At 63.9% G+C, this 14,266-nt stretch carries 15 protein-coding genes and 1 pseudogene; 4 read left to right on the top strand and 12 right to left on the bottom strand.

From position 1 onward, the window contains the following. Position 1: 1 nt before the first annotated feature. Positions 2-1,432, bottom strand: a complete 1,431-nt coding sequence (locus tag WBQ44_RS17475; protein WP_495567936.1) for an ABC1 kinase family protein — start codon at positions 1,430-1,432, stop codon at positions 2-4. 192 nt (positions 1,433-1,624) lie between these two features. Between WBQ44_RS17475 and WBQ44_RS17470 the strand changes: the two genes are divergently transcribed. Together WBQ44_RS17470 and WBQ44_RS17465 are read left to right on the top strand one after the other, a co-directional pair. Further along, positions 1,625-2,275 (top strand): TetR/AcrR family transcriptional regulator, encoded by a 651-nt coding sequence (locus WBQ44_RS17470; protein ID WP_495567935.1) that lies wholly within the window; start codon positions 1,625-1,627, stop codon positions 2,273-2,275. Further along, on the top strand, positions 2,272-2,901 hold the full coding sequence (locus tag WBQ44_RS17465) for a TetR/AcrR family transcriptional regulator (RefSeq protein ID WP_495567934.1): 630 nt from the start codon (positions 2,272-2,274) through the stop codon (positions 2,899-2,901). The genes WBQ44_RS17470 and WBQ44_RS17465 overlap by 4 nt, the downstream gene beginning before the upstream one ends. 9 nt (positions 2,902-2,910) lie before the next feature. Here the strand turns inward: WBQ44_RS17465 and WBQ44_RS17460 are convergent, their stop codons facing one another. After that, positions 2,911-3,222 (bottom strand): carboxymuconolactone decarboxylase family protein, encoded by a 312-nt coding sequence (locus WBQ44_RS17460; protein ID WP_495567933.1) that lies wholly within the window; start codon positions 3,220-3,222, stop codon positions 2,911-2,913. A 137-nt stretch (positions 3,223-3,359) separates the two neighbouring features. Here WBQ44_RS17460 and WBQ44_RS17455 point away from each other — a divergent pair. After that, positions 3,360-3,464: pseudogene (locus WBQ44_RS17455) on the top strand (hypothetical protein); the annotation flags it as partial. A gap of 134 nt (positions 3,465-3,598) precedes the next feature. Here the strand turns inward: WBQ44_RS17455 and WBQ44_RS17450 are convergent. From WBQ44_RS17450 to WBQ44_RS17435, 4 genes are all read right to left on the bottom strand, one after another. Further along, positions 3,599-4,132: a carboxymuconolactone decarboxylase family protein gene (locus WBQ44_RS17450; protein ID WP_495567932.1), complete on the bottom strand. Its 534-nt coding sequence runs from the start codon at positions 4,130-4,132 to the stop codon at positions 3,599-3,601. Between the two features lie 163 nt (positions 4,133-4,295). Then, entirely contained in the window at positions 4,296-5,120 is an 825-nt protein-coding gene (locus WBQ44_RS17445) for an alpha/beta fold hydrolase (RefSeq protein ID WP_495567931.1), read from the bottom strand. 4 nt (positions 5,121-5,124) lie between these two features. Further along, positions 5,125-5,739, bottom strand: a complete 615-nt coding sequence (locus tag WBQ44_RS17440; RefSeq protein WP_495567930.1) for a TetR/AcrR family transcriptional regulator — start codon at positions 5,737-5,739, stop codon at positions 5,125-5,127. Then, positions 5,736-7,538: an N-acyl-D-amino-acid deacylase family protein gene (locus tag WBQ44_RS17435; RefSeq protein ID WP_495567929.1), complete on the bottom strand. Its 1,803-nt coding sequence runs from the start codon at positions 7,536-7,538 to the stop codon at positions 5,736-5,738. The genes WBQ44_RS17440 and WBQ44_RS17435 overlap by 4 nt, the downstream gene beginning before the upstream one ends. A gap of 134 nt (positions 7,539-7,672) precedes the next feature. On the opposite strand from WBQ44_RS17435, the gene WBQ44_RS17430 reads away from it, so the two are divergent. Further along, entirely contained in the window at positions 7,673-8,656 is a 984-nt protein-coding gene (locus WBQ44_RS17430; protein ID WP_495567937.1) for an ABC transporter substrate-binding protein, read from the top strand. Between the two features lie 4 nt (positions 8,657-8,660). On the opposite strand, the gene WBQ44_RS17425 is transcribed toward WBQ44_RS17430, so the two are convergent. Genes WBQ44_RS17425 through urtA form a run of 6 tightly spaced genes read right to left on the bottom strand, consistent with a single transcriptional unit; the run spans position 8,661 to position 14,135 of the window. Further along, the gene (locus WBQ44_RS17425; RefSeq protein ID WP_495567928.1) at positions 8,661-9,335 is read right to left on the bottom strand and encodes a GntR family transcriptional regulator; all 675 of its coding nucleotides are present in this window, start codon (positions 9,333-9,335) and stop codon (positions 8,661-8,663) included. Positions 9,336-9,349: 14 nt separating this feature from the next. Continuing rightward, complete coding sequence (gene urtE / locus WBQ44_RS17420; RefSeq protein ID WP_495567927.1) at positions 9,350-10,042, bottom strand: urea ABC transporter ATP-binding subunit UrtE; 693 nt, start codon at positions 10,040-10,042, stop codon at positions 9,350-9,352. Continuing rightward, positions 10,042-10,854: an urea ABC transporter ATP-binding protein UrtD gene (gene urtD / locus WBQ44_RS17415; protein WP_495567926.1), complete on the bottom strand. Its 813-nt coding sequence runs from the start codon at positions 10,852-10,854 to the stop codon at positions 10,042-10,044. The genes urtE and urtD overlap by 1 nt, the downstream gene beginning before the upstream one ends. Next, positions 10,851-11,945, bottom strand: coding sequence for an urea ABC transporter permease subunit UrtC (urtC, locus tag WBQ44_RS17410; RefSeq protein WP_495567925.1), 1,095 nt, complete (start codon positions 11,943-11,945; stop codon positions 10,851-10,853). Before urtC ends, urtD begins: the two co-directional genes overlap by 4 nt. Beyond that, positions 11,942-12,826 (bottom strand): urea ABC transporter permease subunit UrtB, encoded by an 885-nt coding sequence (urtB, locus tag WBQ44_RS17405; protein WP_495567924.1) that lies wholly within the window; start codon positions 12,824-12,826, stop codon positions 11,942-11,944. Before urtB ends, urtC begins: the two co-directional genes overlap by 4 nt. A gap of 34 nt (positions 12,827-12,860) precedes the next feature. Then, positions 12,861-14,135, bottom strand: a complete 1,275-nt coding sequence (urtA, locus tag WBQ44_RS17400) for an urea ABC transporter substrate-binding protein (protein WP_495567923.1) — start codon at positions 14,133-14,135, stop codon at positions 12,861-12,863. Between the last annotated feature and the right edge of the window lie 131 nt (positions 14,136-14,266).

The following is a 14,266-nucleotide window of genomic DNA, read 5'->3' as shown; positions in this document are numbered from 1 at the left end:
CTCAACAGGATGGGTCTTGCGGCGGGGAAGAAGCTGGGCGTGCTCCAGAAGTAGCTCGCCACTCTTCCTCGGCTCGGCCCAGTTCGGTCACGGCCGGCTCGTCGTAGATCCATTCCCGGGCGATGCGGTGCCAATTTGCGGTGGCTTCGAGTTGCCCGAGTACGCCGAATGTCAAGAAGTCGGCGCGCCGCGAGAACAGGTGCTCGGGCGGGAGGGTCTGGCTCGTCATGCCCGCGAACTGTGCTCCGCGCGGATCGATTGCGAGCAGTAGTCCACCGGATGCAAGCGACGGTGTGACCGTGAGGATGCGGTCCACCAGGTTCCACCCCGAGGCGGCGTAGGTGTAGTCGAGGCATTCCTCTGCGGTGACGCCCGCGTCGGCTTCGACGGTGCCGCGGGAGATCATTGCAGCCAACAAGTCGTCGCCGCGCTCCTCAGATGCCGCACGAAGACACCGCAATTCGAACTCGACGTGGGGGCGCAACATGCGGTTGTAGAGACCGAAATCGATGAATGCGACCCGCCCGTCGTCGCACAGGATCACGTTGCCGGGGTGCGGATCACCGCAGAACTCGTCGAACCTGTACAGGGAACCGACGTAGAACCGGTAGATGATCTCTCCGATTCGATCGCGCTCCGGCGCGCCGAGGGTTCGGATGTCGTCGAAACGCCGGCCATGAACGAATTCGGTGACGAGCACCCGACTTGTGCACAGTTCCATCACGGCGTCGGGCACGAGTACGAAGGGATGCCCGGCGAATCGACCAGCCAGAATGTGTTGTGTTCGTGCTTCTTCCGCGTACTCGAGTTCTCGCTCGAAATTCACGCGCAGCTCCTCGGTGAGGGCCGGAGCGGAGATGGACGGGAACGACGACCGCCAGAATTTGAGGAAGAGCGCGAGGTTTTTCATGTCCGCACGGATTGCCACGTCGACGCCCGGATATTGCACCTTGACCGCGACCTCTCGGCCGTCGTGCAGGACAGCGCGGTACACCTGCCCGATCGACGCCGCTGCAATCGGCACCTCGTCGAACACCGCGAACGCGTCGCTGATCGGCCGGCCGAGATCGTCTTCGACGACCGCCTTCATCGCGTCGAAAGATACCGAGGGCGCACGATCCCGCAGCAGGGCCAGTTTGTTCTGAAACCGTTCACGGTGCTCTTCGGGGACCAGTGCGAGGTCGAGTACCGACAGCATCTGCCCGAGTTTCATCGCAGCACCCTTCATGCTGCCGAGTACGTTGACCAGCTGATCGGCCGCCTGAATCGACGCCTTCTCTGCTGCGCGTGCCCGTAGTTCCTCCGAACGTCCGACCATCGACATGCGTGTTCCCGCGCTGCGCACCGCTTGTTGAGCCGCGGCGCGCCCCAACTTCGATCCCCGGGCGATACGGGAAGTAGGTATGGCGTGATCGCGGGATCGTTCGGACATCGGCGGCTCCGTTTTCGTGCGAGTGTGCGGCCACGGTACAGGCAATTTCTTGCGAGTCGAACAGCCATCTTCAGATCACCGCGTGGGCTCTGCCGGTAACATCGGACGGAAACGTCGGCAGGAACCAGCGGCGGGGTGGGGACCTATGGGCTCGGGGTGGGCAATGAGAGATGACGTGTATCGGAAAGATCGATGAGCGGGGCCGAGAAGAGGCAGACCGGCACGATCAAGCGCGGCCGCCCACCCGAGCACGGATTGGCCGATCGGCGACGCCAGCAACTGGTCTCGTGTGCCGCCGAGGTCTTCGCCGAACGAGGGTACGAGCGCACGACGGTCACCATGTTGGCGCGTCGGGCGGGTGTGGGGCAGGGCACGGTGTACCGCTATTTCGACAGCAAGCGCGACCTGTTCGACAGCGTCTTCGACCACGCGACAGAGCACTTGTTCGCGTCGATGGACACGACGGTGTTGCTCGAGCCCATCGATTCGGTGCAGGAATTTCTGTCGACGGTGACGAGGCTCGGTGACGACATGTTCGCGCTGATGAACGCGGCGACGCCCTATTTGAAGCTGATTCTCGTGGAGGCAGTTGCGGTCGACGAGGAAATGACACGTCGCGTCGGGGGTGTACAGCAGATTGTCATGAGCATTATCGCGACGGCGCTCGAGCAGGGTAAAGACCGTGGGTGGGTGCGGCGCGAAGTAGATACCGAGCTCGTGTCGGTTGCGATGGCGGCGTTGGCGCTGCCAGCAATGTTGCGCGGGCTTCAGGGCAAGACTGCGCCGAGTCGCAACTCCGGTGCGTTGGTTTTACTGGCGCGTGGTGTGGCGGTCCGTCGATGACCATGACGGTACCTTCTGCACGCGCCGACGCACGCAGGTCCGAGCTGGTCGGCGCTGCATCGGAGGTCATCCTGACGCGCGGCTACCGCAACTGTTCGGTCGCGGACATCACGGCTCGGGCAGGTGTGGCTCACGGAACCTTCTACAACTACTTCGACAGCAGGCGTGAAGTACTCGACGCGGTCATCGAGCACGAGTTCGGCGCTCTGGTCGCCGAAGTCATCGGCGATGATCAGCTCGAAGCCGCCGAGTCGATCGATGCGTTCGTGGCGCAGTTCGCCCGCATGCTCGGACGTGTCAAAGCCACGGTGGCCCAGCGTCCCGAATTGATTCGCTTCGTGTTGTACGACGCCGCCGCGGTGGACCAGGAGGTCATCGCCCGTCTTCTGGGTCTGTTCGATCGGATCAGCGAATACAGCGCGGTGTTCGTCCGTAACGGAGTCGCGCACGGCTTTTTGTGCAGCGGTATCGAGGTAGCCGTGGCTGCGGACACCATCACGTCGGTGTTGTCAGCGTGCGCTTTGGTGGTGTTACGTGAGCTCGAGAACGGGGGAACACTCTCACCCGAGGCCAACGCCCGGACCTTGGAGCCGTACGTGGATTTCGTCGTTCATGCGTTGACGTGAATAGTCGGATCAGAAGTCTCGCTGGGCGCGTAGAATCTCGATTGTCGTGGCCAGGCCGTCGTATTGATCGACCAGTAGTACGAATTCGATCATCTGCCGCCCGTCGAACTCGTGTCCCAGCGCCGACCATGCGACGTCCGAGATGTCCTGGGAGCCCAGCAGCTCGTCGGTGGCCGTCAGTATCGTGCGGTGTCGTTCGCTGAGCCCGAGTGCGTCGGGGTGTTCGTGCACCTGGGCGAGCAGCTGGTCGTCGACGCCGAGCGCCGGCCGATGCGATTGTGTGGTCCTACTCGTAGCCGCAGTTCCGCAGGCGCGCAACATTGTTGGTGACGATCTCGGTCTCCTTACGCGAGATTCGCCGACCGGCATGAGCTTGCCGATGTGGAACAACCACCCGCGGGTTGTGCCCAGGGTGCTGAACAGGTGGGCGTCGGGCGCACCGGCGGCCTTCGACAGGGTTCGGCTACGTGCTCGAGAGCCACGGCGTCGACGTCACCAACGTCGAATTTTTGGACGGTGCGCTCCCCAGCGAGTACGCCGATGTCTCGACGGCGGTTCCGAGGTCACCGTCGCGATCAAGAACGATAATTCCGGTGATACCGAGACGTTGCCCACCGGTTCCCGCCGAAATCGAGGTTACGTACCGGAACAAGCCAATTGGGCGACACAACCTCGATCTCGGCGAAAGGGGGAGGCTCTAGAAGTCGCGCTGGATTCGCAGGGTGCGGATGGTCGTGGCGAGCCCGTCGTATTGAGCTACCAGCAGCAGGAATTCGATCAGCTGCCGTTCATCGAACTCGGAGGCCAGCGCTGCCCAGGTGGCGTCGGAAAGGTTCTTGGTGCCCAGGAGCTCGTCGGTCGCAGTCAGGATGGTGCGGTGCCGTTCGCTGAGGCCGAGTGCATCTGGGCCCTCGTGCACCTGCGCGAGTAGATCCTCGGTGACGCCGAAGCGTCGGCCGATGCGGCGGTGGTGGTCCATCTCGTATCCGCAATCACGCAGGTGAGCAACACGATTGATGATGACCTCGGTTTCCTTGCGCGAGATCCGCCCACCCGGCATCAGTTTCCCGCTGAAGAACAACCATCCGCGGAAGAGGCCGCGGGTGCGCCCGAGGGTGCTGAACAGGTGCGCGTTCGGAGTCCCCGCTGCCTTCGAAAGAATCCGCCACAGCACCCAGTTGATCGGGCCGAGGTCCTTGAACGAGCCGGTCGGGATACGTGGTGTGCTCACGAGACCCGACGCTACCCGCGCGCCCTACCGCGCACCAGGAAGTAGGAGTCGTCGACGAGGTCTTGATCAGGATTTTCGCCAGTGATCGAATCGATTCTCGATGTCCGAGGAGAGTGCAGCCTGCGGAATGACCCAGAAGAACAGCCGACCCGGTCTGCTACTGCTACACCCGTGAGGTCAGCACGGCAGCGGCGTCGGCGGGGTGGGTGTACGGCCACCAGTGCTGCGCGTCGACCTCGACCACCCGGAGATCCGGGATCCACTGGTCGAGTCCGTTGGCCAGGTCGGCGGAGAGGAACCGATCTTTCAGCGGAACGACGACGGTGGTGGGCACCTCGCATCTCGGTGACGGGCCGGACAGAAGTCGACGAACGATGTTCGCGCGGTACAGGGCTATGCCGCGCCGCTGATTGTCCTTCTGTGGGTCCGGCGAATCCTCGCTTCCGAGCGAGGAGAACAGCTGCGGGACGCGAGTGCCGACGATGGGGAGGTGGAACCCCCAGATGTACCAGGACCGGCCGAGCTGGGTAACCAGGGAGAGCCAGCGGCCCGGGCGGACCAGACGGTTGCGGGACACTTCGCGCATGTGGTCGAGACTCGGGCCGGACACGGACACGAAGGACGCGAACGCAGTCCGTGCGCGGGGCGACGCCATGGCCTCCCACATCTGCACCGAACCCCAGTCGTGGGCGAGGACGTGCACCGGTCCGGCACGGTCGGGGATGGAGTCCAGCACGGCGAATGCGTCGGCCGCGAGTCGCTCGATGGAGTAGTGGACAAGACCGTCGTCGACGACGGTGTCACCGCCACCTCGCGTGTCGTAGGCGATGATGCGCACACTGTCGCCGAGTTCGCCGATCAGCGGATCGAACACGTGATGATCGTCAGGATAGCCGTGCACCAGCAGCACAGTCGTCTCGGCATCGGGTTTGCCGTACTCGAACACCGCGAGCTCTGCGCCCGGCACCTGCACCGCCCACTTGTTCATCACCTCATACTGCCTGTTGCGATGCGGGACTGCTGTACACGGTTCCGCCGCGCAGTAGGTGGGCGATCATCGTCAGGCGCATGTCTTCCTGTTCGGATTGCGGGTGGACGACGGCCGCGAGGGCTTCACCGTCGAGCAGATGCACCACCGAGAACACCACCGTGTCGAGTTGACGGGGGTCGATCGTCGCGGCGATCGGCAGCGTCCGCGCGAGTGTCGCGATCTGCTCGTGATATCGAACAGTGAACGGGATGAGCCGCTCTCGCAGTTCGGCGTCACTGCGCGCGGCGATGAGCAGTTCGTACCAGGCGCCGTTGACGGGTGCCCGGCATGCGGCGCGCAACAGCGTGAGGCAGTGTTCGATGGAGGTGTTGCCGAACGAGCTCAGACCTGCGTGAAATTCGTCGAACTGACGCCTGCGAACCTCGTCGGCCGCAGCGACGACGATGTCGAGACGAGTCGAGAAGTGTCGGAACAGAGCCCCCGAAGACACCCCGGCGCGAGAGGTGATCTCGTTGACCGTCGTTGCTGCATAGCCTTTTTCGCACAGCGACGAGATAGCGGCGTCGAGCAGTTTCCCGATGGTCTCGGTGCGCCGCTGCTCCTGCGTCCGCGTCATACACGCGCCGCCAGGTCTCGGGTCGCGACGCGGGGCTTCGTGGGAGTTCCCGCGCGCAGGAAGCTGCCGACCCGCTCCGAGACACCGAACCACGGTGCAAATTTCCCGTCCCGATAGACGACGCGGCCCGCGACGAGCGTGGCGGTGACCGCGCGGTCGTTGCGATTGACCATTCGGCTCAACCCACCGAACTCCGGCATCGTCTCCTCGCGGTAGGCGGTGACCTCGTCGGTGAGCCCGCTCGGATCGACGACGACGATGTCCGCACGGTCCCCGACACGCAGGTGCCCCGCGTCGACGTTGTAGAAGTCGGCGAGTTCGGCGCTGAGCTTGTGCACTGCTTTCTCGACGGTCATGAACGGAGTGCGGTCGTTTCGAGCCTCGTGGACGCGGTGCAGCAACCTGATGCCGAAGTTGTAGAACGCCATGTTTCGCAGATGCGCGCCGGCGTCGGAGAATCCGACGGTGACGCCGGGTGCGTTGATGAGTTTGTCCATCTGCCGCTTGCGGTGATTGGCAATGGTCGTGTGCCACCGTAGCTTTCGGCCGTGCTCGACGACGAGGTCGAGGAACGCGTCGACGACGTGGATTCCGCGTGCGGCGGCGACCTCGGCGATGTTCTTGCCCACGACGGACTCGTCGGGACATTCGGTGATCTGTGCGTCGGCGAAATCGCGGTGCCAGACGCGTGAGCTGAACTTCTTCTCGAAGTCCGCGCGGAACCAGCGTCGGTAGGCTTCGTCGCTGAGAAGTTCGTTGCGTCCCAGCTCTTCACGCAGGTGCAGAGCGGCGCGGCCGGAACCGAACTCCTCGAACACGACGAGGTCGATACCGTCGGAGTACACGTCGAACGTCGTCGGTAGGTGCTGCCAGCGGAAGAGTCCTCGGCCGGGCCCGTTGGCCAGCCGCGCCAGTGGCCCGAAGATGCGGTGGATCCACGGCGACGCCTTGGCATCAGCCGCGGCCAGGAGCGAAACCTTCAGCGGTTCGCGGCCGATTCCGGTGGTGGTGCCGAGGAAGAACGCCATGTCGTACTTGGTGTTCAGGTTGGGGATGCTCTGCAGCAGGCGTCCGCGCCGACGGAGGATCTTGTGCAGTCCGCGGAATTCCGACCACCGCGCATACGACGACGGTAGCGAGCGCGATCGGTAGCGGTCACCGTCGAGTTTGTCCCACGGATTGGTCATCGTGGACATGCCCAGCAACCCGGCGTCGAGGGCGGTGTTCAACGCCTCGGCCATCACGTCGAATTCCTCGCGCGTCGGTTTCTGGCTGCGGTCGGTCGACCTGTCGAGGCCCATTACATGGGCGCGCAGATCGGAATGGCCGACGAGCGCAGCGATATTGGGGCCGAGGGGGAGTCGTTCGAGCGCCTCGATGTACTCGCCGGGACCCGACCACGTCTTGTGCGTGTCGACGGCTTTCAGCACGTGATCACGCGGTAGTGCTTCGACGCGGCTGAAGAGGTCGGCGATGTCGACCGGCGTCGAATACAGCGTGGAGAGCGAGCAATTGCCCAGGAGGACGGTCGTGACGCCGTGCCGAACGGACTCTTCGAGACCGGGCCCCACCAGGACCTCGGCGTCGTAGTGCGTGTGCACGTCGACGAACCCCGGCATCACCCACCTGCCGGTCGCGTCCACGACCTCGGTGGTGGGGGAGATGTCCAGCGGCTCCGCCGACACGGCTCGTACCACCCCGTCGGTGATGCCGACATCGGCGACGACCCCGGGACCGCCGCTCCCGTCGTACACGGTTCCACCGGTCAGGATCACGTCGTACGGACCACGCATGTTCATGTGACCTCCATCACTTCGGAATCTTGAACCTAACTTAGAGAGTGATTGCTCGCAATAGCTGGCTCCCCAAAATCCGGGCCGGCGAAGTTACCCTTCGACAGCTGATCCGGTTGAAAGTTGGAGGTTTCTCGGTGCTGTCCAGAACCAGAGTGTTTGCCGTGCTGATGATGTGCGCGGTGGCCGCGGCCGGGTGCTCGTCGACTACCGACAGTGCAGGGTCAAGCGGCGGTGCAGAGTCAGGCGGCGGTGCAGAGTCAGGCGGCGGTGCAGAGCCGACCGAGGGCACGGTCGTGGAGGAAACCACGCGCACGGTCGAGCACGCGCGAGGAACGACGGAGGTCCCAGCATCTCCTCAGCGGGTCGTCACGCTAGAACCCGTCGAACTCGACACCAGCGTCGCACTCGGCGTGATACCCGTCGGCACCTCGGTACTGAGCGACGTGACGGGTGTGCCGGCGTATCTCGGCGACGAGGCGGCGGGAATTCCGAAAGTCGGCACCGTCCCGGAGCCGAGCGCCGAGTCCATCGCAGCGCTGGCGCCCGATCTCATTCTCGGCACCCAGTCACGGCACGCCGAATATTACGACCGGTTGTCGGCCATCGCGCCGACCGTGTTCCTGGAAGACCATGCAGCGCCCTGGAAGGACAACGTGCGCTCGGTCGGCACCGCCCTCGGATTGGAGGACCGAGCCGAAGCCCTGCTGGCCGACTACGACAACCGCTGCGCCGACGTCGCCGCCGAGCACGACACCGCGGGCCGAACCGCCCAGCTTATCCGTCCGCGCAACGGATTGCTGACGCTGTACGGACCGTCGTCCTTCGCGGGCAGCACCCTCGAATGCGTCGGCTTCACCACACCTCCGCGGCCGGACTGGGCCGATGAAATATCGGTCGACCTCTCTCCCGAACTCGCTGCGCAAGCTGCCGCGGACTTCATCGTCGTCACGGCAACCGACCCGGCCGACCCGGCAGCGATACCGTCGTCGGTCACGGCGAATGCCGCGATTCTGCCGAATCCGCACGCGGTCGATCAGGCCTACTGGATCACCGGCGTCGGACCGGAAGGCGGAATGGCCGTGCTCGACGATATCGATCGCATTCTGTCGCAACAGAACTGACGGTCTATGCGCGTACCGCGCCCGCTAACACCGCGGCCTGTGCTGCGCGCGCGATGACGCGATCGCGCGATGCGTCCATGTGCGTCAGAAGGGCAGCGAGCGCGTCGTCGAGTCGCCCCTCGATCACGTATTCACCGATGGCGATGTGCTCGTCGATCTGAAGTCGAATGGCCTTTTCGCTCGAGGAGCCGAGTACGCGGACGGGACGCACCCTTGCATTGACCGTCCGCAAAGCTTCCGCCAGCGCTGCGTTACCCGATGCGGCGAGGAGCGTCGTATGGAAACGTTCGTCCATCGCGACGATCTCGGTGTCGTCCGGTGGTGTCTCGCGCGCGTACAACCACACCTCGAGTTCGTCGGCGACGGCGGCTGTGTCGTGCCGAATGGTCGGATCATCCAGTGCCCGAACGATTCCCCGCATTTCAAGGGTTCGGCGCAATTCGTAGAGGTCTGCAAGATCTTCGACGCGTGGGCGGTAGGGATGCAACCCGTCGTCGCCTCGGACGACGAGCCCGTCCGCTTCCAGCCGTGCGAGCGCCTCACGCACAGGTGTGCGTGAGACGCCGTACAACTCGGCCAGCCGGCCTTCACCGAGGCGTTCGGTCGCGACGATCGCACCCGAGACGAGGTCGCGGCGCAACGACAGGTACACCTTCTCGCGAAGGTCTGTGCGGGCCATGTTTTCGTGACCGGTCAGATCGCCATCGCCGCGCGCACGTCGGCCTCGGACTCCGAGCCGCCCGCGCCGGTCGTGGTGATGCGACCTGCCTCCAGAATGTGGTAATTCTGTGCCGACTCCAGGGCGAATCCAATGTGCTGTTCCACCAGGAGAACTCCGAGTCCGCCGCGCCGGGTGAGGTCGAGGATGGTGCGCTCGATCTCCGCGACGACGGACGGCTGGATTCCCTCGGTGGGTTCGTCGAGAACGATCAGTTTCGGTTCGGTGATCAGTGCCCGCGCGATCGCCAATTGCTGACGTTGCCCACCGGAGAGCAGCCCGGCGCGGCGAGTGAGGAGCTCTTTCAGCGCGGGAAACAGATCCAGCGCCTCGTCGATCAGTGCCTTGCCGCGCTTGCGGCCGTCGGCGACCACCTGCAGGTTCTCGGCAGTGGTCAACTGCCCGAACGACTGCTGGCCCTGGGGCACGTAGGCGAGGCCGCGGGCAACGCGTGCACTGGGGCGGAGCGAGGTGACGTCCTCGCCGTCGAACAGCACCTTCCCTGACGTGACCTTCAGCAGGCCCACTGCGGCGCGAAGCAGCGTCGTCTTGCCTGCGCCGTTGTGCCCCATGACGGCGGCCACCCCGTCCGCGGGCACCGTGAGCGACACACCGTGGATCACTTCGCTCCGGCCGTAACCCGTGCGTACATCGACGAGCTCGAGCATCAGCTTTCTCCCTCTAGTGGAATCTCGCCCGCGGCAGCGGTGCCGAGGTAGACCTGCTGGACTTTCGGGTCGGCCTGCACTTCGGCCACGGTGCCCTCCGACAGGACGCGTCCACCGGCGAGTACGGTGACCGATGTCGCGAAGGCACGCATGAAGTCCATGTCGTGCTCGACGACGACCACCGTGCGTTCGGCACCGATGCGCCGCAGTAGTTGGCCGGTCTCCTCTCGCTCCTCGTGACTCATGCCGGCAACCGGTTCGTCGAGCAGCAGAACGTCGGCGTTCTGGACCAGCAGCATTCCGATCTCGAGCCACTGTTTCTGACCGTGCGCGAGAATGCCTGCGGGCTTGTCTCGTTGTTTGGTCAGGCCGATGGTCTCGAGAGCTTCCTCGATCTCCGGCATCACCGTCTTGCGCTTGCGCAGCATCGTCATCATCGACCTGCCCGAGCCGGCGGCGATATCGAGGTTCTGCAACACCGTCAGTTGCTCGAAAATGCTGGCGGTCTGAAAAGTTCGGCCGACCCCCAGGCGCGCAATCTGATGCACCTTCTTGCCCAGCAGTTCGGTGCCCGACTTCGTGACCGACCCGGTGGCCGGGACGAGCCCGGTGATGGCGTCGATCAGCGTGGTCTTACCGGCGCCGTTGGGCCCGATCAAGAATCGCAGATCACCCTGCATCAGGGTGAGATCGACGTCCGTGTTGGCTTTGAACCCGTCGAAGCTGACGGTCAGACCGCGCACCTCGAGGTACTGGCTCGACATACCGGCATTGCCGCCGAACGCCGGCTGATGGTTGTCGACGTGAATCATTTGACCAGCTCCTTCTCTTCGACGCCGATGACGTCGACCGGATCGCCGCCTGTGGCCTTCTTCCTGCGTCGCAGAGCGAACAACCCGGCGATACCTGCGGGGAAGAATCCGACGACGACGATGAACAGGAGGCCCTGCGCGTATGTCCAACCCGACGGGAACTGCTCGGAGAGCGTCGTCTGTGCCCACGCGACACCGAGTGCGCCGAGGACGGGACCCAGCAGCGTGGTGCGCCCACCGATCGCGACGCCGATGAGGAATGCGATGGACGGAACGATGCCCACGTCGTTGGGGGAGACGATGCCGACGATCGGAACGAACAGCGCCCCGGCGAGACCGGCGAAGAAGGCCGCCGCCACGTAGGCGACGATCTTGACGTTGGCCGGGTCGTAGCCGAGGAAGCGGACGCGCTCCTCTTGATCACGCACTGCGACCAGGAGCTCGCCGTAGCGGGAGTACATCAGCTGCCGCGTGATCGCGACGACCGCCAGCAGCACCCCGGCGGCGATGAAGAACAGCATCTGCTTGTTGACCGGATCGTTCAGGTTGAACCCGAAGAACGTGCGAAACCTGTTGAGGCCGTTCGATCCACCGGTGCTCTGTTGGCCGACGAGCAGGATCGCGAATGCCGCCGCGAGAGCCTGACTGAGAATGGCAAAGTACGCGCCCTTGACTCGTCGCTTGAACACTCCGAGACCCAGAACCAGTGCGACGAGGGCCGGGACGAACAGGATGCCCAGGATGGTCACGAACGGTGAGGAGAACGGGACCCAGTACGACGGCAACTCGCGAATGCCTGCGATGGACATGAAGTCCGGTACGGCGTCGCCGCGGATGTCTGCGTCGGCGATCTTGAGGTGCATCGCCATGATGTACGCGCCGAGTCCGAAGAACACGCCCTGGCCGAGGGTGAGCATTCCGCCTCGGCCCCAGGCCAATCCGATACCGACGGCGACGATGGCGTAGCAGATGAACTTGCCGAGCAGGCTGAGCCTGAATTCGCTGAGCACCGCGGGCGCCACCGCGAACAGGAGGACGGCAGCGACCGCGAAGCCGAGGAGCGCACCGCGCTTGTGAAGGAAGGTACTCACACCAAACTCCTTGTCTTGACCGCGAACAGGCCTTGCGGGCGAGCTTGGAGGAACAGAACGATGAGAACGAACACGATGACCTTGGCGATGGACGCCGTCGTGCTGTACTCGATGAAGGAGTTGACGATGCCGAGCGTGAACGCGGCGATCACCGCACCCTTGATCTGGCCGAGACCACCGACGACGACCACCAGGAAAGCGTCGATCAGATAACTCTGGCCGACGGTAGAACTCGTCGATCCGATGAGCGTCAGCGCCACGCCCGCGACGCCGGCGAGGCCCGAGCCGATGAAGAACGTCGAGATGTCGGTCCTGCGTGAGGAGATACCGGACGTTTCGGCGAGGTCGCGGTTCTGCACGACCGCTCTGATGCGTCGACCCATCGGGGTGGTCTTGAGCGCGAAGGACAGTGCCACCACACAGACGACCGCGAGGACGAGAATGAAGATGCGCGTCTTCGGGACGACCGCGCCGAGAATGTCGACTCCGCCCGACAACCAGCCGGGGGAGACGACATTGACGGCGGGGGCTCCGAAGATGTCGCGGGCGAGCTGCTGCAACACCAGCCCGACACCGAACGTGACGAGCAGTGTGTCCAGCGGCCGGTGGTACATCCGTTGAATCAACGTGACCTCGAGGAGGACGCCCATGGCGCCGCCGACGAGGAAGCCGACGATCAACGAGATGAACAACGATGCTCCGCCGGTGGAGAGAACTTGCTGCACGACGTACGCGGTGTACGACCCGGCCATGATGAACTCGCCGTGCGCCATGTTGATAACGCCCATCTGACCGAACGTCAGCGAGAGTCCGAGCGCGGCGAGCAAGAGAATCGATCCGATCGACAGGCCTGTGAACAGCTGCCCGACTACGACATCCATGTGTGACTCCTTGACAGAAGTGAAACGCTCTGGGTCAGTTGAGGTCTGCGGCCCAGTCGTAGCTCTCCAGGAACGGATCGGGCTCGATGGCGGCGGGGGACTCCCACACGGTGTAGATCAATCCGTCGGGACGGATTTCGCCGATGCGCGCTGTCTTCGAGATGTGATGGTTGTCCCCGTCGATGACGACCTCACCCTCGGGTGCTGCGAAGCTGACGCCGTCGGCTGCGGCCTGAATGTCGCCGACCGCGAACGAGTTTGCCTTCTCGACGGTGTTCTTCCAGAGGTAGACGCTTATGTACGCGGCTTCCATCGGGTCGGAGGTGGGCTTGTCTGCGCCGTACTTGGCCTTGTACTCGGCGACGAACGTGTTGTTCTCCGGAGAATCGACCGTCTGGTAGTAGTTCCACGCGGTGAGCTGACCGGCGATGTTCTGGGCGCCGATACCGGCGACTTCCTCTTCGGCGATGGACACCGAGATGACCGGCATATCAGCGGCATTGAGGCCGGCGTTGGTGTACTCGCGGAAGAAGGCGACGTTCGAATCTCCGTTGAGGGTGTTGAACACGGCGTCGGCGTCGGCGGCACGCACCTTGTTGACGATCGTGGAGAAATCGGTCGAACCGAGTGGGGTGTAATCCTCGCCCTTGATCTCGATGCCGTTCGCGGCGGCGTAGGCCTTGATCTCACGATTTGCGGTCTGCGGGAACACGTAATCGCTACCGACCAGGTACAGCGACTTGACGCCCTGTTCCTTCAGGTAGTCGAGCGCGGGAACGATCTGCTGATTGGTCGTCGCACCGGTGTAGAAGATGTTGTCCGACGCTTCGAGGCCTTCGTACTGCACGGGGTAGTACAGCAGCGCGTCGTTGTCCTCGAACACGGGGAGCATCGCCTTACGGGACGACGAGGTCCATCCGCCGAACACTGCTGCGACACAGTCACTGCTGATCAGCTTCTCTGCCTTCTCGGCGAATACCGTCGGTTCGGACGCGCCGTCCTCGGCGACGACCTCGATCTGTTTGCCGAGCACTCCGCCCGACGCGTTGATCTGCTCGACCGCCAGAGCGATCGAATCACGCACCGTCACTTCACTGATGGCCATCGTGCCGGACAGCGAGTTGAGCGATCCGACCTTGATGGTGTCGCCCGCGGTGTCGACGCACGACTCGGCGGCAGCGCCACCCTCGCTCGACGCGGTGTCACTGGCTTTGCTGCCGCACGCGGTGAGCGCGAGACCGACCATGGCCAACGCTGCAGGCGCAACCAGTGCACGAGTGGCGAACTTGCTGGAAGAGAGTGCAGGCATCTTTGACGCCCTTTCGCTTGTATACGGAGTTGTATTCGCGATTGCAGACAGTAGAGACGAGTTGTTGCGCGAATGTTCTGTCCGGTGACAAGTTGATTTCACGGATTACGGGGCTGTGAACAACTGCGCAG

The sequence above is a fragment of the Rhodococcus sp. (in: high G+C Gram-positive bacteria) genome (assembly GCF_049591685.1).
GTDB lineage: Bacteria > Actinomycetota > Actinomycetes > Mycobacteriales > Mycobacteriaceae > Rhodococcoides.
The sequence above is the reverse complement of the archived record's forward strand: the minus strand, read 5'-3'. Positions and strand labels throughout refer to the sequence as shown.